This window comes from Streptomyces sp. NBC_00885 (assembly GCF_045207475.1).
GTDB lineage: Bacteria > Actinomycetota > Actinomycetes > Streptomycetales > Streptomycetaceae > Streptomyces.
In genome coordinates this window covers 1,743,385-1,762,495 of record NZ_CP108796.1, presented here as the reverse complement: position 1 = coordinate 1,762,495, position 19,111 = coordinate 1,743,385, and the positions used below count along the sequence as shown (strand labels likewise).

19 protein-coding genes are annotated in these 19,111 nt (G+C 72.0%); 10 read left to right on the top strand and 9 right to left on the bottom strand.

Going from position 1 to position 19,111, the window contains the following annotated elements; genetic code table 11:
- Positions 1-107: 107 nt before the first annotated feature.
- The 4 genes from OHA61_RS07995 to OHA61_RS07980 form a co-directional block, all read right to left on the bottom strand.
- Positions 108-191 carry a putative leader peptide gene (locus OHA61_RS07995; RefSeq protein WP_313904670.1) on the bottom strand — a complete coding sequence of 28 codons (84 nt, stop codon included), beginning with the start codon at positions 189-191 and terminating at the stop codon, positions 108-110.
- A gap of 96 nt (positions 192-287) precedes the next feature.
- Positions 288-854 carry a GNAT family N-acetyltransferase gene (locus tag OHA61_RS07990; RefSeq protein ID WP_406302430.1) on the bottom strand — a complete coding sequence of 189 codons (567 nt, stop codon included), beginning with the start codon at positions 852-854 and terminating at the stop codon, positions 288-290.
- 63 nt (positions 855-917) lie between these two features.
- A complete protein-coding gene (locus OHA61_RS07985) occupies positions 918-2,195 on the bottom strand; it encodes a GAF domain-containing protein (protein WP_406302429.1) in 1,278 nt (425 codons plus the stop codon).
- 311 nt (positions 2,196-2,506) lie between these two features.
- Positions 2,507-4,141, bottom strand: a complete 1,635-nt coding sequence (locus OHA61_RS07980) for an acyl-CoA dehydrogenase family protein (RefSeq protein WP_406302428.1) — start codon at positions 4,139-4,141, stop codon at positions 2,507-2,509.
- 17 nt (positions 4,142-4,158) lie between these two features.
- Between OHA61_RS07980 and OHA61_RS07975 the strand changes: the two genes are divergently transcribed.
- On the top strand, positions 4,159-5,358 hold the full coding sequence (locus OHA61_RS07975) for a YihY/virulence factor BrkB family protein (RefSeq protein WP_406302427.1): 1,200 nt from the start codon (positions 4,159-4,161) through the stop codon (positions 5,356-5,358).
- 39 nt (positions 5,359-5,397) lie between these two features.
- Positions 5,398-6,099, top strand: a complete 702-nt coding sequence (locus tag OHA61_RS07970; protein WP_406302426.1) for a DUF6597 domain-containing transcriptional factor — start codon at positions 5,398-5,400, stop codon at positions 6,097-6,099.
- Positions 6,100-6,169: 70 nt separating this feature from the next.
- Here the strand turns inward: OHA61_RS07970 and OHA61_RS07965 are convergent, their stop codons facing one another.
- Entirely contained in the window at positions 6,170-7,126 is a 957-nt protein-coding gene (locus OHA61_RS07965) for an FAD binding domain-containing protein (RefSeq protein ID WP_406302425.1), read from the bottom strand.
- Positions 7,123-9,705, bottom strand: a complete 2,583-nt coding sequence (locus OHA61_RS07960) for a molybdopterin-dependent oxidoreductase (protein WP_406302424.1) — start codon at positions 9,703-9,705, stop codon at positions 7,123-7,125. The genes OHA61_RS07965 and OHA61_RS07960 overlap by 4 nt, the downstream gene beginning before the upstream one ends.
- A gap of 285 nt (positions 9,706-9,990) precedes the next feature.
- On the opposite strand from OHA61_RS07960, the gene OHA61_RS07955 reads away from it, so the two are divergent.
- Both OHA61_RS07955 and OHA61_RS07950 read left to right on the top strand, forming a co-directional pair.
- Entirely contained in the window at positions 9,991-10,539 is a 549-nt protein-coding gene (locus tag OHA61_RS07955) for a TetR/AcrR family transcriptional regulator (RefSeq protein ID WP_406302423.1), read from the top strand.
- Complete coding sequence (locus OHA61_RS07950; protein ID WP_406302422.1) at positions 10,536-13,274, top strand: helix-turn-helix transcriptional regulator; 2,739 nt, start codon at positions 10,536-10,538, stop codon at positions 13,272-13,274. The genes OHA61_RS07955 and OHA61_RS07950 overlap by 4 nt, the downstream gene beginning before the upstream one ends.
- Here the strand turns inward: OHA61_RS07950 and OHA61_RS07945 are convergent.
- On the bottom strand, positions 13,196-13,606 hold the full coding sequence (locus OHA61_RS07945; RefSeq protein ID WP_406302421.1) for a VOC family protein: 411 nt from the start codon (positions 13,604-13,606) through the stop codon (positions 13,196-13,198). The genes OHA61_RS07950 and OHA61_RS07945 overlap by 79 nt on opposite strands.
- A gap of 142 nt (positions 13,607-13,748) precedes the next feature.
- On the opposite strand from OHA61_RS07945, the gene OHA61_RS07940 reads away from it, so the two are divergent.
- Together OHA61_RS07940 and OHA61_RS07935 are read left to right on the top strand one after the other, a co-directional pair.
- Entirely contained in the window at positions 13,749-14,516 is a 768-nt protein-coding gene (locus OHA61_RS07940) for a response regulator transcription factor (protein ID WP_406302420.1), read from the top strand.
- A gap of 5 nt (positions 14,517-14,521) precedes the next feature.
- Positions 14,522-15,628 (top strand): sensor histidine kinase, encoded by a 1,107-nt coding sequence (locus OHA61_RS07935; protein WP_406302419.1) that lies wholly within the window; start codon positions 14,522-14,524, stop codon positions 15,626-15,628.
- 96 nt (positions 15,629-15,724) lie between these two features.
- Here OHA61_RS07935 and OHA61_RS07930 read toward each other — a convergent pair whose 3' ends face one another.
- Together OHA61_RS07930 and OHA61_RS07925 are read right to left on the bottom strand one after the other, a co-directional pair.
- Positions 15,725-16,492, bottom strand: a complete 768-nt coding sequence (locus tag OHA61_RS07930) for a CbtA family protein (RefSeq protein WP_324978483.1) — start codon at positions 16,490-16,492, stop codon at positions 15,725-15,727.
- Between the two features lie 31 nt (positions 16,493-16,523).
- The gene (locus OHA61_RS07925) at positions 16,524-16,739 is read right to left on the bottom strand and encodes a CbtB-domain containing protein (protein ID WP_266482417.1); all 216 of its coding nucleotides are present in this window, start codon (positions 16,737-16,739) and stop codon (positions 16,524-16,526) included.
- 270 nt (positions 16,740-17,009) lie between these two features.
- Here OHA61_RS07925 and OHA61_RS07920 point away from each other — a divergent pair, with 270 nt between their 5' ends.
- From OHA61_RS07920 to OHA61_RS07905, 4 genes are all read left to right on the top strand, one after another.
- Positions 17,010-17,615, top strand: a complete 606-nt coding sequence (locus OHA61_RS07920; protein WP_406302418.1) for a histidine phosphatase family protein — start codon at positions 17,010-17,012, stop codon at positions 17,613-17,615.
- Positions 17,616-17,728: 113 nt separating this feature from the next.
- Positions 17,729-18,130, top strand: coding sequence for a hypothetical protein (locus tag OHA61_RS07915; protein WP_406302417.1), 402 nt, complete (start codon positions 17,729-17,731; stop codon positions 18,128-18,130).
- A gap of 21 nt (positions 18,131-18,151) precedes the next feature.
- The gene (locus OHA61_RS07910) at positions 18,152-18,355 is read left to right on the top strand and encodes a hypothetical protein (protein WP_406302416.1); all 204 of its coding nucleotides are present in this window, start codon (positions 18,152-18,154) and stop codon (positions 18,353-18,355) included.
- Positions 18,356-18,387: 32 nt separating this feature from the next.
- The gene (locus OHA61_RS07905; RefSeq protein ID WP_406302415.1) at positions 18,388-19,104 is read left to right on the top strand and encodes a DUF1775 domain-containing protein; all 717 of its coding nucleotides are present in this window, start codon (positions 18,388-18,390) and stop codon (positions 19,102-19,104) included.
- Positions 19,105-19,111: the final 7 nt, after the last annotated feature.

Genomic DNA, 19,111 nt, shown 5'->3' with positions numbered 1-19,111 from the left:
GTCCTTCGAGACTGCAGGAGGGCGGCTCTGAGCTGCACACTCGCGCGGGGGCGCGACGGTGCGCAGGGGGATGAGAAGAATGCGGGAGACTCGGCTGTGCTGTTCTTTCAGCAGGCCGGACAGATGGCGCTGGACATGCGGCCGAGGTCGACGTGCCGCCGACTCACCAAGGCAATTCCAGTTCCAGACATGACGGAAGCGTGTCATGGCGGTCCAAGAGCAGTCCACCATTATCCAGAATGTGGACAACACAGTCCCGCATCGCGAGACGATGTGGCGCCCGTCACTCAGCCGTGCGCACCGGGCCAGGGGCCGGGCGTGGCCGTCTCGGTCTCCTGCTCGACCTTCGTGTCGAACAGAGTGAAGCCCCGCCGCAGATAGTTGTCCATCGCATGCGGGCCGTCCTTGGAGCAGGTGTGCAGCCAGACCCGCTTCGTCGGCGGGAGACCGGGCCATCGCTCCGCCAGGTCCCAGGCCCTCGCGACTCCGTAACCGAGCAGATGACCGCCGATCCGGCGTCCGCGGAAGGCCGGGATCAGGCCGAAGTAGACGATCTCGACACAGCCCCCGTCCTGCGCCTCCAGCTCCACATAACCGGCCGGGGTGCCCTTCTCGTACGCGACCCAGGTCTCGGTGCCCGGCCTCGCGAGCAGTTCCTCCCACTGCGCGTACGTCATGCCGAGCCGGTCGTTCCAGTGGATGTCACCGCCGACGGCGGCGTACAGGAAGCGGCTGAACTCGGGCGAGGGCACCTCGGCGCGGACGATCCGCAGATCTCCTTCGGGCGCGGGGGACGGGCGAAGATCCGCGGGCGAGGTCTGTTCCAGGGACCACGTGGTCACAGTGATGCTCATGTGCGCCAGAAAATCACGCCACCGTGAACTGGCCAAAGGCGGTGCCGGAGCGTGCGCACGCGGTCACTGCTTTCCGCGGCGCGCCCGGCGCACCACCGGGGCCGTCGAGTGCGGCAGCAGCTCGGCCGGTTCCGGCGGCCCGACGAGCTCCACCTCGACGTCCTCGGTGAAGCGGTACGGGCGGTGCGCCAGCACCTGTGCCAGATGCCGCCGCAGCCGCGACATCTCGGCCCGTACCGTCACCGTCCGCGTCGGGTCCTCGAAGATGTCCTGCGCCAGCTGCGCCGCGCTGCGCCCGTCGCGATACAGCGCCAGGACATACAGCAGCTCGGCATGGCGCGGGCTGAGCTCCTTGGCCCAGCTGCCCGCCTCGCCGGAGACGGTCACGAAGGGCCGCCGGGGCAGGCTGAGATCCACAACCACCCGGGTCGGCGCGGCGGTGGACCGCTCTTCCGGCCGTACCAGCCAGCCGCCGGGCAGCGGTTCGACCGAGCACATGCCCAGCGAGGGCAGCCAGACGCGGCTGCCGAGGGACTTCGGCAGCGGGAGCCGGCCGGGCGGCTGCATGCCGGTGACCGCGGCGGGCCAGCCGTTCACATCCACGGCCAGCGCACGGCCCGTCATCCGCGCGAGCAGTGGCGACGCCACCGTTCGCAGCCGGTCCAGCGTCGCGAAGTGCGCGTTGCGCAGCTCCGCCTCCGCGAGCCGGGTCACCGTGGTGACCAGCTTGAGGGTCGCCGGATGCATCGTGGCCAGCGGTCCGCTGACGTCGACCACCCCGATCAGCCTGCCGTCGCGCGGATCGGTGACCGGAGCGCCCGCACAGGTCCAGGTGTCGTGGGTCGAGACGAAGTGTTCGGCGGAGTGCACCTGGACGGGCCGCCGCGAGACCAGGGGAGTGCCGACGCCGTTGGTGCCGACGAGGCTCTCGTTCCAGTCGGCGCCCAGGACGAAGCCGTGCGCGTCGCCCTTGCGCAGCACCGACGACTTGCCCTCGCGCCACAGCACCCGCCCCTCCGGGTCCGCGACGACCATGATGTGCTGCGCCGCCTCCGCGATGGAGACGAGACCGTCCCGCAGGACGGGCAGCACCTCCCGCAGCGGGGATGCCTGCCGACGGCGTTCGATCTCCTCCAGCGGCAGCAGCCCGGCCCTGCGGTCCCGGTCGGGATCCACGCCGCGGCGCAGCATCCGCTGCCACGACTCCTCGATGTCGGCCCGCGGGGCGACCCGGGACCGGCGCCCGCTGAGCGCGGCGTCCCGTACCCCCTTCAGCAGCCGGGTGGCTTCCCCGGCGTCCATGCCGGAGAGCCTGGCCAGGTCGAGCGGCGTGTTGTGCACTGGGTCCTCCTGGGCGACGCCAGCGTCCGAGCGTGGGGGGCAGCCCGGCTCAATCCTGCCTCTCGCGGGCGGGCCTCCGTGGCGATACGGCGCACAAGGCTGCAACCCCTTGCAACCCTCGCGAACGGGCGTGTGTTTGTACGAAGGTGACGGTGCACCGGTTGGCCGGTGGTCGTGCACCGCGCAGCGGGCGCATGACGCAGCGCGGGGTGGTGCCGTGTCGGCGCAGCACCACCCCGACAGCCCTGGGGCGTGTTTGAGAAGTCCCTCCCCGTAGCTTCGCCTGCGACTTCTCAGACACGCCCCAGCTGTCACACCACGGCTCGCGCCCGCTCCACCACCGACGCCAGATCGAGCGTGTGCGGCAGCGTGCCGAAGGCAGTGCCCCAGTCCCCGCCCAGCCGTGACGCGCAGAACGCGTCCGCCACCTCCGGCGGCGCCCAGCGCACCAGCAGCGACCCCTGAAGCACCAGTGCCATCCGCTCCACCAGCCTGCGCGCCCGTGCCTCGATGCCGTCCAGATCGGCCAGTTCGCTCAGCAGATCCTTGATCGCCGCATCGAGCCGGTGATCGGCGCCCCGTGCCTTTCCGACCTCCTGCAGGAAGGCGTTCAGCGCCTGGGGCTCTCGCTGGATCGCTCGCAGCACGTCCAGGGCCTGTACGTTGCCCGAGCCCTCCCAGATCGAGTTGAGCGGCGACTCGCGCAGCAGCCGCGGCAGCCCCGACTCCTCGACATAGCCGTTGCCGCCCAGACACTCCAGGGCCTCGGCCACCGTCGGCGTACAGCGCTTGGTCACCCAGTACTTGGCTGCGGGCACCGCGAGCCGCAAAAAGGCCCGCTCCTGCTCCGTATCGGCGTCGTACGCGGCGGCGAGCCGCAGCGCCAGCGTCGTGGCCGCCTCCGACTCCAGCGCCAGATCGGCCAGTACGTTACGCATCAGCGGCTTGTCGATCAACAGCCCGCCGAACGCGCTGCGATAGGCGCTGTGGTGGATCGCCTGCGCCACCGACTGCCGCATCAGCGCGGCCGATCCGACGACACAGTCCAGCCGGGTCGCCGCCACCATCTCGATGATGGTGCGCACCCCGCGGCCCTCCTCGCCGACCCGCCGCGCCCAGGTTCCCTCGAACTCGACCTCGCTCGACGCATTGGACTTGTTGCCCAGCTTGTCCTTGAGCCGCTGGATCCGGAACACGTTGTGGGTCCCGTCCTCAAGGACCCGCGGCACCAGGAAGCAGGTCAGGCCGCCGGACGCCTGGGCGAGCACCAGAAAACCGTCACACATCGGAGCGGAGCAGAACCACTTGTGACCGGTGAGCAGGTACTCTCCGTCGCCCGCGATCGGCTCGGCCCAGGTCGTATTGGCCCTGACGTCGCTGCCGCCCTGCTTCTCCGTCATCCCCATCCCGAACAGGGACCCCGCCTTCACCGAGGCAGGCCTCAGCCCCTGCTCGTACACCTCGGACGTCAGCCGCGGCTCCCACTGGGCGGCGAGCGCCGGGTCCGTCCGCAGCGCGGGCACGGAGGCGTGTGTCATCGACACCGGGCAGCCGTGCCCGGCCTCGGCCTGCGTCCACACCAGGAACCCGGCCGCCCGGCGCACATGCCCCGCCGGCCGGCCCCAGGCGTTGGTCAGCCCGGACGAGACGGCCTTGCCCAGCAGCCGGTGCCAGGCCGGATGGAACTCGACCTCGTCGATCCGGTTCCCGTACCGGTCGTGCGTCCGCAGTTTTGGCGGATTCTCGTTGGCCTGCACCCCCCATTCCTGCGCCTGGGCGGAGCCTGCGGTGCGCCCGAGGAGCGACAGGTCCTCCCGTACACCGTCGAGGAGTTCGGGAGCGACATGCCGCTCCACGCCCTCCGTGAGGGCCTGGTCGGAGGTGTAGACGTCGTACCCCACCAGGGGCGGAGCCTGGTTGGTCACTGTGTGGGTGCTGGGTGCCATGCCGCTACGGTAAGGAGGTGCAGGCAGCAAACGAAACACCCGAGCGGCCATCGGGCCGACTCCACCGGGCCCGGGTCCTCTACCGCAACGTCTCGAAGCGGAAGATGGCATGGCTGCTGCTGAAAGACACGGTCAATTCGTGCATCGAGTACCGCATCCTCGGCCTCGCCGCCGAGGCGGCCTTCTTCACGCTGCTGTCGCTGCCGCCGCTGCTGCTCGGCATGATCGGTCTCCTCGGCTACGTCGACGACTGGACCGACACCACGACCGTCGCCTCGATCGAGGAGAACATCCTGGACGCCGTGGGCACGGTGCTGTCCCAGCGCGGCGTCAACGAGATCGCCAAGCCCCTGCTGGAGGACGTCACCCACGGCGGCCGGCCGGACATCATCTCCATCGGCTTCGCCATCGCCCTGTGGTCGGGATCGCGAGCGGTCAACGTCTTCATCGACACGATCACCGTGATGTACGGCCTCGACGGCCAGCGCGGCATCGTCGCCACCCGGCTGCTGGCCTTCCTGCTCTACATCGTCGCCCTGCTGATCGGCGCGGTGGTGCTCCCCCTGGCGGTCGTCGGCCCCGACCGGGTGGTGGAGATCGTCCCGTGGGGCACGGAAGTCGTCAGCATCCTGTACTGGCCGGTGGTCACCCTGCTCTCGGTCGCCTTCCTGACCACGCTCTACCACGTGTCCGTCCCCGTACGCTCCCCGTGGATCGAGGACGTCCCGGGCGCGCTGGTGGCGCTGGGGATGTGGGTGCTCGGCAGCTTCCTGCTGCGTATCTACCTCACCAGCACGGTCGAGGGCCCCACGATCTACGGCTCGCTCGCCGCCCCCATCGCCGTGCTGCTCTGGATCGGCCTCACCGCCTTCGCGGTCCTGGTGGGCGCGGCGGTCAACGCCGCGATCGACCGCGTCTGGCCGTCGGTGGCCACGGCGGCGGCCCGCGCTGCCAACGAGCGGCTGCGCGCTGCCAACGCGGCAGAGCTGGTGGCACGGGCGAAGGCGGCGCATGTCCTCGATGACGACGGCGAGGACGACGAGGAGGACGAGGACGGAGACGGGGACGAGGACGGGGACGAGGGAGGCGGCGGGGACATGCCCGCGGAGTTCCCCGAACGGTGGTCGCGCTTCCTGCCGCCCGACGACGTGAGGTCCCGGCTGCACACGGGACGGGACAACGGTCGGGACAGCCGCGACAAGGAGAACAAGGACTAGCGGGGGCCGGGCGGGAGGCCGGGCCGTAGCCTCGACGGTGTGTACGAGGAATGGCCGTCCAGGCTCGACGGCGCCGTCGTCTGGAATCGCACGACGTCGACGGGTGCCGTGTATCCCGTGCTCCCCGACGGCTGCATGGACCTGCTCTGGGCCGGCGGCCGTCTCCTCGTGGCCGGACCCGACACCCATGGCTACGTTCCCGATGTGCGGCGCATCCGGTACGCGGGCGTGCGCTTCGCGCCGGGGACCGCGCCCGCGTTTCTCGGCGTACCGGCGCAGGAGCTGCGCGACCGGCGGGTCGAGCTCGCCGATCTGTGGGGCGGTGCAGAGGCCCGGCGCCTCGCCGAGCGCGTCGGCGAGGCCCCTGACCCGGTCGCGGAGCTGGAGGCCGTGGCGCTGGGACGGGCGGCCGCCGCCGTGCCGCCGGACCCGTTGCTGAGCGAGGTGGTACGCCGACTGGAAGCGGGCGGCACTGTCGCGGGCGCGGCGGACGCGGTTGGCCTGGGCGCGCGGCAGCTGCACCGCCGTTCCCTGGACGCCTTCGGGTACGGGCCCAAGACACTGGCCCGGGTGCTGCGGCTGCAGCGGGCGCTGGCGCTCGTACGCAAGGGTGTGCCCTATGCCGAGGCGTCCGTGCGTGCGGGCTGTGCCGACCAGGCGCATCTCGCCCGGGAGATGCGCGATCTGGCCGGGATGACCCTGGGCACCTACGAGGTGCTGGCGGCCGAAGAGATCGCCTGAGCGGATCGTCGAGGCGGCCGCCGGAGCGTGCGTCAACCGGCCCTGATGTCACGGCGGTTCGAGCCGGTGGTCAGGTCGCCTCGGCCCGGAGCGCCGTTTCGAGCACGTCGAGCACGGTGTCGCGAAGCAGCTCCACCTTGTAGCGGGTCTGCGGCAGAGGCGAGCAACGTGTCGTGGCGGCGGTCGCGGCGGCGAACAGGTTCTCGGGCGTCGGCTCGCGCCCGAGCAGGGCATCCTCGACGTCCGTCATCCGCAGCGGGGTGTGGGCGATGCCGCCCGCGGCGACGGCGACCGCGGTGACGACGCCGTCGGAGACGGTGACGCGGGCCACCGCTTCGACGAGTGGCCACTCCGCCTTGGCGCGGCTGATGGCCCGGTTGTACGCGGCACGTTCGCCGGGGAGGGGAGCCGGCAGCGTGACGGCGGTGAGGATCTGCTGCGGGGCGAGCAGATGGTCTCGGGTGGGGTCGGATCCGTCACCGTACAGATCCGCCACGGGGAGGGGTCCCCGTTCGTGAACGTCGACCTGGGCGTCATAGCTGAGCAGGGCGATCGCGATCGACGAGGGGTGCGGTGCGATGCAGGGGCCTTGGTCGATCACAGCGGCGTGCAGGTGGACCCCGGTGCGCGCCGGACAGCCGTCGCCGCCGTCGCGGTAGCAACTGAAGTGCGGGTTGCGGTAGTACCAGCAGCGGTTGTGCTGGAGCAGATTGCCGCCCAGGGTGCCTGCGTTACGGATCTGCGGTGTGGCCAGAGCGCCCGCGGTCATCGTCAGGGCCGGGTAGTCCGCCTGCAGCCCGGGATCCTCGGCGAGTTCGGCCACACCGGTCAACGCGCCTATCCGCGTGGTCCCTTCGGCCTGGCGGGTGATGCCCCGCAGGGCGGGAAGCAGGGGAATCTGGACCGACGCGCCGCGTGTGACTCCGCCACGCCGGCGGGCGACGGTGTCGGTGCCACCGGCGCGCAGCTCTCCGCCGTTGTCGGCAACGACGGCTGCGGCCTCGTCGAGAGTGAGGGGCTGGTTCACGGGCGCAGTCCTTCCAGGAGGCGGTCCGGGCGGATGGGCAGGTGGAGGGGGCGCCACCCGGTGGCAGCGTGGACGGCATTGCCGATGGCTGCCGCCACCGGCATCGTCGAGACCTCTCCCAGGCCGACCCCGCCGCCGTCGGCGTGTTCGAAACCCGCTTCGTGGAAGTGGATGTCGATCTCGGGGATGTCGCCGATGCCGGGGATGCGGTAGTCCTCGAGGTTGTCGCTCAGCACGACACCGGTCAGCGGGTCGGTGATGCGCTCCTCGTACAGGGCGTACCCGATGCCCTGGATGACGCCGCCCTGGCACTGGCTGCGGGCCAGCGTCGGCGAGTAGATGTGGCCGGCGGCGATCCCGCCCCACACGCGCGTGACCCGTGTCCGGCCGAGGCGGGTGTCGACCTCGACCTCGGTGACATGGACAGCGCCGCTGAATCCCCGGCCGACGACCAAGTGGTCGAGTTCCACCGGTGTGACATAGCCGCGGCGGTCCCGTGGACGACTGCCGACCACCCGAAGGCCCTCGGCGTCGGCGAGACGCTGCTCCAGTGATCCGCCGGTGCCGCGCGAGGTGGCCTTGTCGGTCAGCGCGGCACGCAGGCGAACGGCCGCGTCGCGGGCGGCCGGGCCGATGGACGCGGTGGTGCGGCTGCCGCCCGAAGCGGGCCCGTGGACGGTCCCGGTCCGGCCGATGTCCACGCGGACCCGCCCGGGCGGCAGGCCCAGTTCGGCGACGATCACATCGGCGATGACGGACCGGGAGCCCTGGCCCATGTCCTGGGTGGTCGTCCGGGCGACCACGATGCCGTCCTCGACGGTGAGCTCGATCTGCGTGCCCCGGTCGAGGAAGTACATCCAGTTGGCGGCGGCGACGCCCACTCCGCGCCGGAAGCGGCCGGTCTGGGAACCGGCGGCGGGCCGCCCGGTCCACATCTCAAGACCCGCTGCCAGGTCGTACAGGGCGCGCCGCTTGGAGTTGCCGTCCCAGCGGTGGCGAAGCGCGATGGGATCCTCCCCGATGCGGTGGGCCATTTCGTCGACGGTCTGCTCCAGGACCCAGGCCATCGGCGGTCCGCCCGGTCCGCGGAACGGGGTGGCGGGTGGCCTGTGGGTGACGATGTCGTAGTCCCGGAGCCGCCGTGGTGCGTGCCCGTACATGAACCTGGCCAGGGCGGCCACCCCCGAGCCGACGGAGGTGCCACCGTCTCCGTGCACATCGAGGGTCAGCGCGGCCAGCTTCCCGTCTCCGTCGGCGAGCATGGCGATGTCGGCCCGGGCGCCGGGCCGGTAACCGCCGTCGGTGAGTTCCTCGGCCCGGCCCAGCACGACGCGCACGGGGGCGGCATGGCGCCGGGCCAGTTCCGCCGCGGCGACGATCTCGCTGGTCAGGGTGAGCTTCGCGCCGAAGCCGCCTCCGACGTGCTCCGCGGAGACATGCACCTGCCCGGGCTTCAGACCGAACCGCTCGGCGGCCCGCTCGGCGACCACGCCGACGGCCTGGGTGGAGACCCAGAGATGAAGCTCGCCGCGCCTGTCCCACGAAGCCAGGCACGCGTGCGGCTCCAAGGGGGTGTGCACCTGTGGTTCGACGGTGAACGTGGCCTCGACCAACCGGTCGTCGCCCTGCTCGCGGGCCTGCTCGATCCTCTTCACGGCGAGGCCGCCGCGCCAGTTCATCGACACCGGGCCCCGTACGTTCCCGTGCCACCTCGCGGGAATCGAAAGCCCCTCGGATGACTTGGGAGCCAGCTTCCGCTCTTGTTTCGTGGGATAGACCACGGGACTGTCCGGGAACTCGGCACGGTGCAGTTCGACGACGGCCGGCAGCACCTCGTAGGCCACCTGGATCCGCTCGGCGGCGGCCTGGGCCGCGGGCAGGCTCTCGGCGGCCACGGCGGCGATCGGCTGGCCGACGTACCGGACGGTGCGGTCGGCGGGCAGGAGATCGACCACCCGGTCGCCGCCCGTCACCGACGTGACCCGGGCGTGCGCGTGCCGGGAGCGGACGAGGACCCCCTCGAGGAGGCCGTCCATGTGGACATCCGTCGTGTACAGCGCTGAGCCATTGATCTTCGCCATCGCCTCCACGCGGGGCGGCGGAGCGTCATCGGTGTCGTGGGCGCCGGTGCACGCCGCGGCGACGGCGGCGTAGATCCCCTCGTACGCGCCGCAGCGACACAGGTGTCCCGCCAGCGCGGAGGCGATCTCGGCCCGCGACGGGGCGGTGTCGCCGTGCTCGGCCCGCCGGCGGTCCACGAAGCTCGACGCCTCCATGACGAAACCGGGCGTGCAGTAGCCGCACTGCAGCGCGTCATGGGCGGCGAACGCCCGCTGCACGGCGTGCTTGCCCTGCAGACCTTCCACTGTGGTGACGGACGTGCCCTCCAGGGCCGACGCCGGGGTCAGGCACGCAACGGTGGGGACACCGTCGACGTGCACGGTGCACGCCCCGCACACGCCCGCCCCGCAGACAAGCTTGGTCCCCGTCAGACCCAGCGTCTCGCGCAGGAGCTGGACGGCGGTGGCGTCCGCCTCACCACCGACCTGACGGGCGGATCCATTGACCGTGACATCCATGGGCAAAGTCCTTGAAAGATCTGGAAGAGGGGAGAAGCGGCTCTTCGGCCTGCCTATGCCGCGCGGCGTGCTTGCCGCAGTCGGGACCACTGTGATGGTTCGAGGGCGCGGCGGGATGAGTAACTTTTGCTCATTTCGGCTCTGGCGCGCGGCTCCGGTCAGCCCCTCCCGCAAGTAAACCGTCGCGATCGGGCTGCCGCTCGTCGGCGAAACCGAGCGCCGCCGCCGTCGCGCGTACCATCGAGCGTCTTGAGCATTCTGACGTTTGATGCATAGAGTGTCAGGGTGACCTCCCGACTCGACCAGGTGCTCGACGCGGCATACGAGACCTTCACCAAGCACGGTGTGCGTCGCGCGACCATGGAGGACATCGCCAAGGCGGCGGGCATGTCCCGCGCCGCCGTCTATCAGTACGTACGCAACAAGGACGACGCCTTCCTGCGGCTCGCCGAGCGCCTGCACGGCCAGGCGCTGGCCCGGGCCGAAGAGGCCGCGGCCGCCGAGGGCACCGCCCGCGAACGCGTCCGCGGGATCCTCGGAGTCAAGCTGGGCCTCTTCCAGAAGGTCGTCGAGGACTCTCCGCACGCCGCGGAGCTGATCGATGCCGCCGACCGGCTGTGCGGGCCCGTCGTCCAGCAGTTCACCAAAGACCTGCACGCGTTGCTCACCGAGGCTTTCGCGACGGCCGGCACCAGGACCGTGACCCCGGCCCAGGCCGCCGACATCGCCATCGCCCTCGTCCGGGGGCTGGAACTGACACCTGAGGCCGCCGCGCTGCTGCACCCCGCTGCCGACGCCCTCATCGTCGGACTCACCGGGAAAGACGGTCCATGACGATGGCCGGCCCGGTGACAGCGCCCGGCTTCACGGATGTGTTCGTGGGCCGGGGTGGGCAGTTGGAGCTGTTCGCCCGCGGGCTGGCCGATCGGCGGTGCCGGGGATTCGTGGTCGCAGGGTCGGCGGGTGTGGGCAAGTCGCGGCTGGTGGAGGAGTGTCTGGCGAGGGCGGAGGGGACGGGATTGCGGGTTGCGCGCGCGACGGCCAGTGCCGCTGCGCGGTCGGTACCCCTGGGCGCGATCGCGCATCTGGTGCCGGCCGGGGTGGATCTGTCGGATCCGGTGGTGGGCTTCGCGGCGGTCGCGCGGCGGTTGGCCGGACCGGACGGACGAGCGCTGGTGCTGCTGATCGATGACCTGCACCTGCTGGATGCCGCCTCCGCGGTGCTGCTGCGGCAGTTGATGGATGCGGGTGTGGTGCGACTCCTCGGGACCTTGTGTACCGGCGCGCCGGTGGGGGAGGCGGTGGACGCGCTGTGCCGCGGGGACACGGTGTGGCGGGTGGAGCTGGCGGAGCTGGAGCGTGAAGAGGCCGAAGAACTGCTGCGGGCGGTGCTGGGCGGTCCCGTGGCGCAGTGGGCGGTACGGGAGTTGCATGCGGCCTGCGGCGGCAACGTGCTGTATCTGCGGGAGTTGGTCACCGGGGCGCTCGAGCGGGGTGCCCTCGTCAGCGACGGGGAGATCTGGCAGCTGGAGCGGGGGCCGGTCCGGGGGACGGCCCGGCTGGCCGAGCTGATCGGCGCTCGGCTGGCCGCGGCCGGCAGAGCGGCCCGGCCGGTACTGGAACTGCTGGCGCTGTGCGAGCCGCTGCCACTTGCCGATGCGGAGCAGGCCGCGTCGCCCGCCGTGGTGGCCGCACTGGAGTCCGCCGGTCTGGTGCGTGCGGGGCTGGACGGACGCCGCACATCGGTGGCGCTGGCACATCCGCTGTACGGCGAGGTGCTGCGGGCGGAGCTGCCGGTGCTGCGGCGGCGGGAGTTGCTGGTGCGGCAGGCGGCGCGGGTCGAGGCGCGCGGACTGAAGCGCCGTGACGACGCACTGCACGTCGCGTCCTGGCGGCTGGCGGCGACCGGGACGGGAGATCCGGCGATGCTGGTCCGGGCGGCGGCGCAGGCCCGGTACGCCCACGACTACCGGCAGGCAAGCCTGCTGCTGGGAGCCCTGCCCGAAGAGCATCACACCACCGCCACCCGCCTGATGCTGGGCGAGACGTACTTCGAGCTGGGGGATCCGCAGCGGGCCGAAGCCGTACTGGCCGTCGCCGCCGCGGGTGCCGCGAACGAGCAGGACCGGCTGGCCGTCGCGATGGCGCGGAGCTTCAACCTCTTCTGGGGAGCCGCGCAGCCGGACGATGCGCTGAAGGTGATTGACGCCGCCCGCGCGCAGGTCACGACCGCGGACGGCCTGCGGATGCTGGACCACAACGAGGGGTCCATGCGGATCGCCTCGGGCGAGCCGGTCCGTGGGCTGGCCCTGCTGGAGGACCTGGAAGAAGACATCCACCAGGCTCCGGACCCGGTGGCCTGGCTCACCGGCGCCATGATGAAACCGCTCGGGCTCGAACTGGTCGGCCGCACCGGCAACGCGGTGGCCTGGGCCGAACGCGCCCACGCCGCCCATCTCACGGTCGGTCACCAGACGCTCTGTCCCCACCCGGCAGTCCAGCTCACCTTGGTGAACCACGCTCTGAGCAGCCACGGACGGCTGGCCGAAGCCCGCGAGGCGGGCCTGCGCGGGTACGCGGAACTGGCCGGGGCCAGCACGACTCCCGTCCACCAGATCTGGCTGGCCTTCAGTCTGGGCCGCACCGAGTGGCTGGCCGGGCATCCGGCGAGCGCGCGCCGGTGGTACGCCGAGGCCGCCGCGCTGGCCCGTACGCACCAGCACCTCAGACCGCTCGGCCCGGCGCTGAGCGGCCTGGCGGCCTGTGCGGCGGTACTCGGCGACCTCGACGCGGCCGAACAGGCCTGTGCCGAGGCCCGGAACTGCCTGTGGCCGGACGTCTTCGCGGGCGAGGAACTCCTGGGAGAGGCCTGGCTGCATGCCGCCCGGGGACACTTCGCCCAGGCCCGCACCGTCCTGACCGGCGCTGCCCGGCGCGCCCGCGCCGCCGGCCTGGGCACCCCCGAGGCCATGCTGCTCACCGACGTCGCCCGCCTCGGCGGCGCCAAGGAGGTTTCCGGGCGGTTGTCCGAACTGGCCCGGCACAGTGACAGCACCCTCACCCGCGCCGGTGCGCGCCTGGCCGCCGCCCTCGCCGCCGACGCCCCCGACCAACTCCTCGCCGTCGCCGCGGTATTCGAGCAGGCCGGTGCCGACCTGCAGGCTGCCGAGTCGGCCGCGGCAGCCGCTTGTGCGTGGCAGCGCGCCGGCCGGGCCCGCCGCGCCACCGCGGCCGCCGGCCGGGCCGCCGCCCTCGCAGGCCGCTGCGAGAGGGCACGTACCGCTCTGCTGACCGCCGCTGCGCCGACCGCCGCGCTCACCGCCCGCGAACGCGAGGTCGCTCTCCTCGCAGCCGCAGGCACCCGCAGCAAGGACATCGCCGACGGGCTGCAGCTGTCGGTGCGTACCGTCAACAACCACCTCCAGCACGCCTACGCCAAACTCGGCGTCACCACCCGCCGCGAACTCGCCACCGCCCTCGATCGACGAGTTCAGGCGGACGCCGGCGGACTGACAGAACTGCTGAACAGCGATACGGCGCAGCCGTCGGGGTCGAGGACGAGTGCGTAACGCTGACCCCAATCGGAGTCCCAGGGCTTGAGGTGCCCCCGGTAGCCGGCCGCGGTCAGCTCGGCGTAGACCGAGTCCACCTCGGCGGGACTGTCGCAGTGGAAGGCGAGCCCGAGGCGTTCGCCGCCCGTGGGCCGGGTCCAGCCGGGGTCGAAGGAGCGGATGACCTCCTCGGTGTCCCACAGCACGCGCAGTCCGCCGGGCAGTGTCGCCTCGACGTGGGGCGCCGAGTCGGCGTCGGCGGGGATGTCCAGGCCGAGCCGGCGGTAGAAGGCGAGAGAGGCGGCCATGTCGGAGACGACGAGGCCGATCGCATCGAGTCGTGGAGTCATGACCTCACCGTAGGCAGCCCCCGGCCTGCGGTCTTGAACGAATCGGACGTCGTCGGGCACATGGACCTTTTCCCGGGGGCGTCACAGATTCGTAAGGGGGACCGGGGCCCGGACCGCTGGCGGCACAGAGCACACTTGCGGTATGCACAACATTCTCGTCGTCGACGACGATCCGACCGTCGCCGAAGTCGTCACCGGCTATCTGCAGCGCGCGGGCTTCACCGTGGACCGGGCTGCCGACGGGCGGCAGGCGCTGCGGATCGCCGCCGAACGGCTGCCCGATCTGGTCGTCCTCGATCTGATGCTGCCGGGGATGGACGGCCTGGAGGTGTGCCGCAGGCTCAGGGCCGGTGCGTCGGCCAACGTTGCGGTGATCATGCTGACCGCCCGCGGCGACGAGGACGACCGGATCCTCGGGCTCGAAATCGGGGCGGACGACTATGTGACCAAGCCGTTCAGCCCGCGCGAGCTGGTGCTGAGGGTCGAGTCCGTACTGCGGCGCAGGGGCGCTGCGGGCGAACGGCGGACCGGGCCTGAGCTGGCCGCCGCGGGCATCGTGCTGGACCCCGCGGCCCGGCGCGCCACCAAGGACGGGCGTGAACTGGGCCTGACCCTACGGGAGTTCGACTTGCTCGTGCATCTGATGCGGCACCCCGGTGAGGCGATCGGCCGGGAGCGGCTGATGCAGGACGTGTGGGGCTGGGAGTTCGGCGACCTGTCCACCGTCACGGTCCATGTACGGCGGCTGCGCGGGAAGATCGAGGACGATCCGGCCAAGCCACGGCTGATCCAGACGGTGTGGGGCGTGGGCTACCGCTTCGACGTGCCGGGGGAAGACGTGCCGGGGGAAGACGGTTCGCGCGAAGACGCGCCGCTGGACCGCGGCGCGCTGCCGCGAGAAGAGGCCTGACCACCATGAACGACATGATTCTCATCGCCCTGTTCGCCTTCCTCGGGGCCGCCGCCAGCGGTCTGCTCGGGGCGCTGGTCCTGCGTCTGCTGCGCCACCGGTCCGTCGCCGTCTCGCTCACCGTCGTCGCCGCCGTCGCGGTCACCGCCATGCTCGCCGGGACGCTCGCCGTCGCCCAGGCGATGTTCCTGTCCGCACACGACCTCACCGTCGTCACCACGGTGGTCGCCATGGCCGCGGTCGTCTCGCTCGCCACCGCACTGCTGCTCGGCCGCTGGGTCGTCGCACGCAGCCGCGAACTCGCCCTGGCGGCACGCTCGTTCGGCGACGGCGGCTCCTTCTCCGCCCCCGACGGCGCCTCCACCGCCGAACTGTCCGCGCTCGGCCGCGAACTGGCCGCCACCAGCGACCGGCTCGCCGCGTCCCGCGAGCGCGAACGCGCCCTGGAGACCTCCCGCCGCGAACTCGTCGCCTGGATCTCGCACGATCTGCGCACCCCGCTCGCCGGACTGCGCGCCATGTCCGAGGCCCTGGAGGACGGGATGGTCGCCGACCCGGCCCGCTACCACCGCCAGATGCGCACCGAGGTCGACCGCCTCAACTCCATGGTCGGCGACCTCTTCGAGCTCTCGCGCATCCACGCGGGCACGCTGGCCCTGACACCCACCCGGATGTCGGTGTACGACCTGGTGGGGGAGGCGCTGGCAGGTGCCGACCCGCTGGCCCGAGAGCACGGCGTACGCCTCGTCGGGGACATGGTCGAGCAGGTCCCGGTCGAGGTGGACGGCAAGGAGATGACCCGCGTTCTGGCCAACCTCCTGGTCAACGCCATCCGCCGGACACCCGCCGACGGCACGGTCGCCGTCGCCGCCGAACGCCGCGAGGACTGGGTGGTCCTCTCCGTCACCGACGGCTGCGGCGGCATCCCGGAGGAAGACCTGCCGCGGGTCTTCGACACCGGCTGGCGCGGCACCCAGGCCCGTACGCCCCCGGCGGGCGCGGGTCTCGGCCTCGCCATCGTCCGCGGCATCGTCGAGGCGCACGCGGGCAAGGCCGACGTACGCAATGTGACGGGCGGCTGCCGCTTCGAGGTGTCGCTGCCCGCGGCGTAGGTCGTGTTGGGCGTTGTCGTCAAAGGCCGGACGGGCTGAAAACTCAAGCCCGTCCGGCCTTTTGAGGAGCGAGGTCCGGGGCGGAGCCCCGGCGGGTCAGTTCGCTGCGGCAGGCGCCCGCGACGCCGTGCTCTTGCCCTCCGCCGCGGCCGGCGCAGGAGCGAGAAGCCGCTCGGCGAAGTGGCCGAAGACCAGCCCGAAGACGGTCCAGACCGTGACCTGGATCGCGAGTGTCGCCAGTCGGAACTCCCAGACCACCGTGGCAGGGAAGCCCTTCGGTACCTCGTTGAACGAGGGCAGGAAGGCGAACGCGACCCCGGCGGCGACGACGAACGCGGCCGCGGCGGCGACGGTCGCGTTCCAGTTGCCGAGCCTCGGGGCCAGGCGCTTGCCGAGGATCACCGCCGCGATCGTGAGCAGCACGCTGAGCAGGATCATCAGGAAGTACAGCGTCGTCCGCTTGCCGATGGTGTCGGGGTCGCCGACGGCAGGCGGATTCGGCGGGTACTTCAGATACGGCACGACGTACACGCTCAGCAGCGCGCCGAGCGAGACCAGCGCGGCCGTGGCACGCGGGCCGAACCGGCCGATGCGGCCGAGCGCGACACAGTACGCGAGGGCGGCGATGCCGCCGATCGCGACGCCGAAGACCAGCACACCCGTGGCGAGACCGGCCGTGGACTGCATGGTGCGGCTGACGAGTTCCTCGCCGCCGTGCTCATGGGCGTGGCTCTCCTCGAACGCGATGGCGGCATCGACCGGACCCTCGCCGAGCAGATAGGCGACGGCCAGCGCAAAGACACCCGCGATCAGGCCCGCGAGCATGCCGCGGAGGAGCAGGGCTCTGACAGAAATGGAGTTCATGAGGTTCCCCTAGATTTCAGTGGCAGGGGAATCAGTGGCACGGGAAGCCGAGCAGATGGCGTCCGTCGTGGACCCACTCGTGCACGTTCTCACCGGAGATGAGCGAGGTGGCGCCCTGCTCGGCGCCGACGAAGTAGAGCAGGACGAGCATCAGGACGCCGAAGAACAGCGCCCACGGAGCGATCGCCGTCAGCGAGATGGGGGTGATGGCCGGTGCGGCGGTGGCGGGCGCGGCAGAATGTGCCATGGCAGAACCTCCTGGGGGAACACGCGTCCCGATCGTGGTGCCTCAGACGAAGGTGCTGGGTCTGACTTCCCGCGCTTCCCACAGGGGAACGGGTTCACAGTGGCGCGACCGTGCCGGATTCTCACCGGACTTCCGTCACACCGTCGTCATGTCCACGCGACCGTACCGCTTGTCGGCCTGCGACGCTACGGCGCACGGGGGCGTACCGGGGCGCCCCAACACCCGTGATGTGCTTGGGCCATGGGCCGCGGCGGGAGAAGGGCGTAAGGGATGACGGTACGGGTGATGTTGGTCTCACCTGCGATGAGTGAGGAACTACGGGAGGCCCGCTTCGGCGGAGACGGTCCGCTGGACGAGGCGGGAGCGCGACGCGCGCGGGCCGCGGCGGGTGCGGTGGCGCGGGTGGACCGGTTCCTGAGCGGGCCCTCGCGGCGCTGCCGGGAGACGGCCGCGGAGTTGGGGGCGGCCGCGGAGTTGGGGGCGGCGGCACCTCCCGCCGAGGTGCTGGCGGAACTCGGCGACTGGGACATGGGGCGCTGGCGGGGGCGGCGGCTGGACGAGGTCGGCGTGAGCGAACCGGAGGCGGTGTCGGCCTGGCTGTCCGACCCTGCGGCCGCGCCGCACGGCGGCGAGTCGCTGCTGGCGCTCTGCGAACGGGTGGGCGGCTGGCTGCGGTCGCTGCCGGACGACACCGGGAGGGTGCTGGCGGTCGTCGAACCGGCGGTGGCACGGGCGGCGGTCGTGCACGCGCTTTCGCTGCCGGCGGAGGCGTTCTGGCGGCTGGATGTCGCGCCGCTGACGCTGACGGAACTGAGCGGGCGGGCGGAGCGGTGGAACCTGCGGTGCGGGAGGCCATTGAGCGCGGACTCGGGCTGAGGGTGCGCCTGCGGCGGGCTTGTTCCCCGACCCGCCCTCCCCCTACGGCCGCCAGGCCGTAGGGGGAGGGCGGGTCGGGGAAACAACCCCCGCTCGTGAATGATGGCCCCGGCATGCCGCAGACCCTCCACCCCCCGTCTCGCCGCGCGCCGCGCACCCGGTGGGGCGTGCGGAGCGCCCGCGCCGGTGTGTTCGGCGTCGCGAGCGCGGGGCTCGCCGGCGCGGGCCACCAGGTCGCCGCGGCGGAACCCGTCGCCTGGCCGCTGCTGATGGCCGCCGCGGGCCTCGCCTTTCTCGGCGCGCTGCCCTGGGCCCGGCGGCGCCGTTCGCTCGGCGCGGTGGCGGCCGCGACCTGCGCCGCCCAGCTGGTTCTCCACGAGCTGCTGGCGCGGACCGGGCCCGAGCACCACGGCACCCAGCACGGGCACCCGATGCCGAGCGGCGCCGTGATGCTCGTCGCGCACACGCTGGCCGCCCTCGCCGTCGCCGTGCTACTGCAGCAGACGGACGACTAACTGGCAGCGATCCCCCGTGCGTTGGGTCAGCTCGCCACCACGGTCCGCTCCACCGTCGCGCGCTGGATGGGCCGTTGGGCGACGCATCCGTGCCACGGCCCGGACGGCGCGCCGACCACGGCCGGACCACGGCTGCACCCGGGCATGCCCGCGTATGCCGTCCTCGCGCATGCCGTGGTGCGCCGGGGGCCGCCCGGTCATGGGCAGTTGTCGTTCCGTCCCTGACCGTTCGTGCTGTTTCACAGGAGTTGACCCCCATGACCAGAAGGACCTTCACCCTGCCCGCGGCCGCCGCGGCGGCCTTCGCCGCGGTGCTCGCCGTGGCCGGACCGGCCGCGGCCCATGTCGAGGTGAGCGCATCCGACCCGCGTGCCCTGGCGAAGAACGTCACCCTGACGTTCACGTCCGAGGCGGAGTCGGACACGTCGGGCATCGCAAAGCTCCAGGTCGTGCTGCCCAAGGGCATCGCGCCCGACGCGGTGAGTCTCGCGAAGGCGCCCGCGGGCTGGAAGCTGACGCTGTCGGAGGGCGGCTACACCGTCGGCGGAAAGGCGCTGGCCACCGGCACGGACGCGGCGTACAGCATCACCGTCACCCAGCTGCCGGACGCCACGTCGCTCGCCTTCAAGACCATCGAGACGTACGGCGACGGTTCGGTGGACCGCTGGATCGAGCTTCCGAGCGGCGGCGCGGAGCCGGAGAACCCCGCCCCGGTCCTCGCCCTGAAGCCGGCGGCACCGGGTGCGACGGCAAGCACGGCCGCACCGACCCCGACCCCGTCCGCCTCCGCGGCCACCACGGAGCCGAGCACCTCCACGACCGAGAAGCCGACCGAGAAGCCCACCGAGAAGGCGGACGAGAAGGACAGCGGCGGCAACGCAACCACCGTCGCGATCGTCGCCGCCGCCGTGGTGGTCGCCGCGGGCCTCGCCCTCTGGTGGTTCAGGCGCAACCGGGGAACCGGCTCCGCCTGATGAGCGG

What these genes read in the sequence shown, in the direction of transcription:
- OHA61_RS07995 (WP_313904670.1), bottom strand. Translation starts at nt 191, where the DNA reads ATGTCTGGAACTGGAATTGCCTTGGTGAGTCGGCGGCACGTCGACCTC.
- OHA61_RS07990 (WP_406302430.1), bottom strand. Translation starts at nt 854, where the DNA reads ATGAGCATCACTGTGACCACGTGGTCCCTGGAACAGACCTCGCCCGCG.
- OHA61_RS07980 (WP_406302428.1), bottom strand. Translation starts at nt 4,141, where the DNA reads ATGGCACCCAGCACCCACACAGTGACCAACCAGGCTCCGCCCCTGGTG.
- OHA61_RS07960 (WP_406302424.1), bottom strand. Translation starts at nt 9,705, where the DNA reads ATGGATGTCACGGTCAATGGATCCGCCCGTCAGGTCGGTGGTGAGGCG.
- OHA61_RS07950 (WP_406302422.1), top strand. Translation starts at nt 10,536, where the DNA reads ATGACGATGGCCGGCCCGGTGACAGCGCCCGGCTTCACGGATGTGTTC.
- OHA61_RS07945 (WP_406302421.1), bottom strand. Translation starts at nt 13,606, where the DNA reads ATGACTCCACGACTCGATGCGATCGGCCTCGTCGTCTCCGACATGGCC.
- OHA61_RS07940 (WP_406302420.1), top strand. Translation starts at nt 13,749, where the DNA reads ATGCACAACATTCTCGTCGTCGACGACGATCCGACCGTCGCCGAAGTC.
- OHA61_RS07935 (WP_406302419.1), top strand. Translation starts at nt 14,522, where the DNA reads ATGAACGACATGATTCTCATCGCCCTGTTCGCCTTCCTCGGGGCCGCC.
- OHA61_RS07930 (WP_324978483.1), bottom strand. Translation starts at nt 16,492, where the DNA reads ATGAACTCCATTTCTGTCAGAGCCCTGCTCCTCCGCGGCATGCTCGCG.
- OHA61_RS07925 (WP_266482417.1), bottom strand. Translation starts at nt 16,739, where the DNA reads ATGGCACATTCTGCCGCGCCCGCCACCGCCGCACCGGCCATCACCCCC.
- OHA61_RS07920 (WP_406302418.1), top strand. Translation starts at nt 17,010, where the DNA reads ATGACGGTACGGGTGATGTTGGTCTCACCTGCGATGAGTGAGGAACTA.
- OHA61_RS07915 (WP_406302417.1), top strand. Translation starts at nt 17,729, where the DNA reads ATGCCGCAGACCCTCCACCCCCCGTCTCGCCGCGCGCCGCGCACCCGG.
- OHA61_RS07905 (WP_406302415.1), top strand. Translation starts at nt 18,388, where the DNA reads ATGACCAGAAGGACCTTCACCCTGCCCGCGGCCGCCGCGGCGGCCTTC.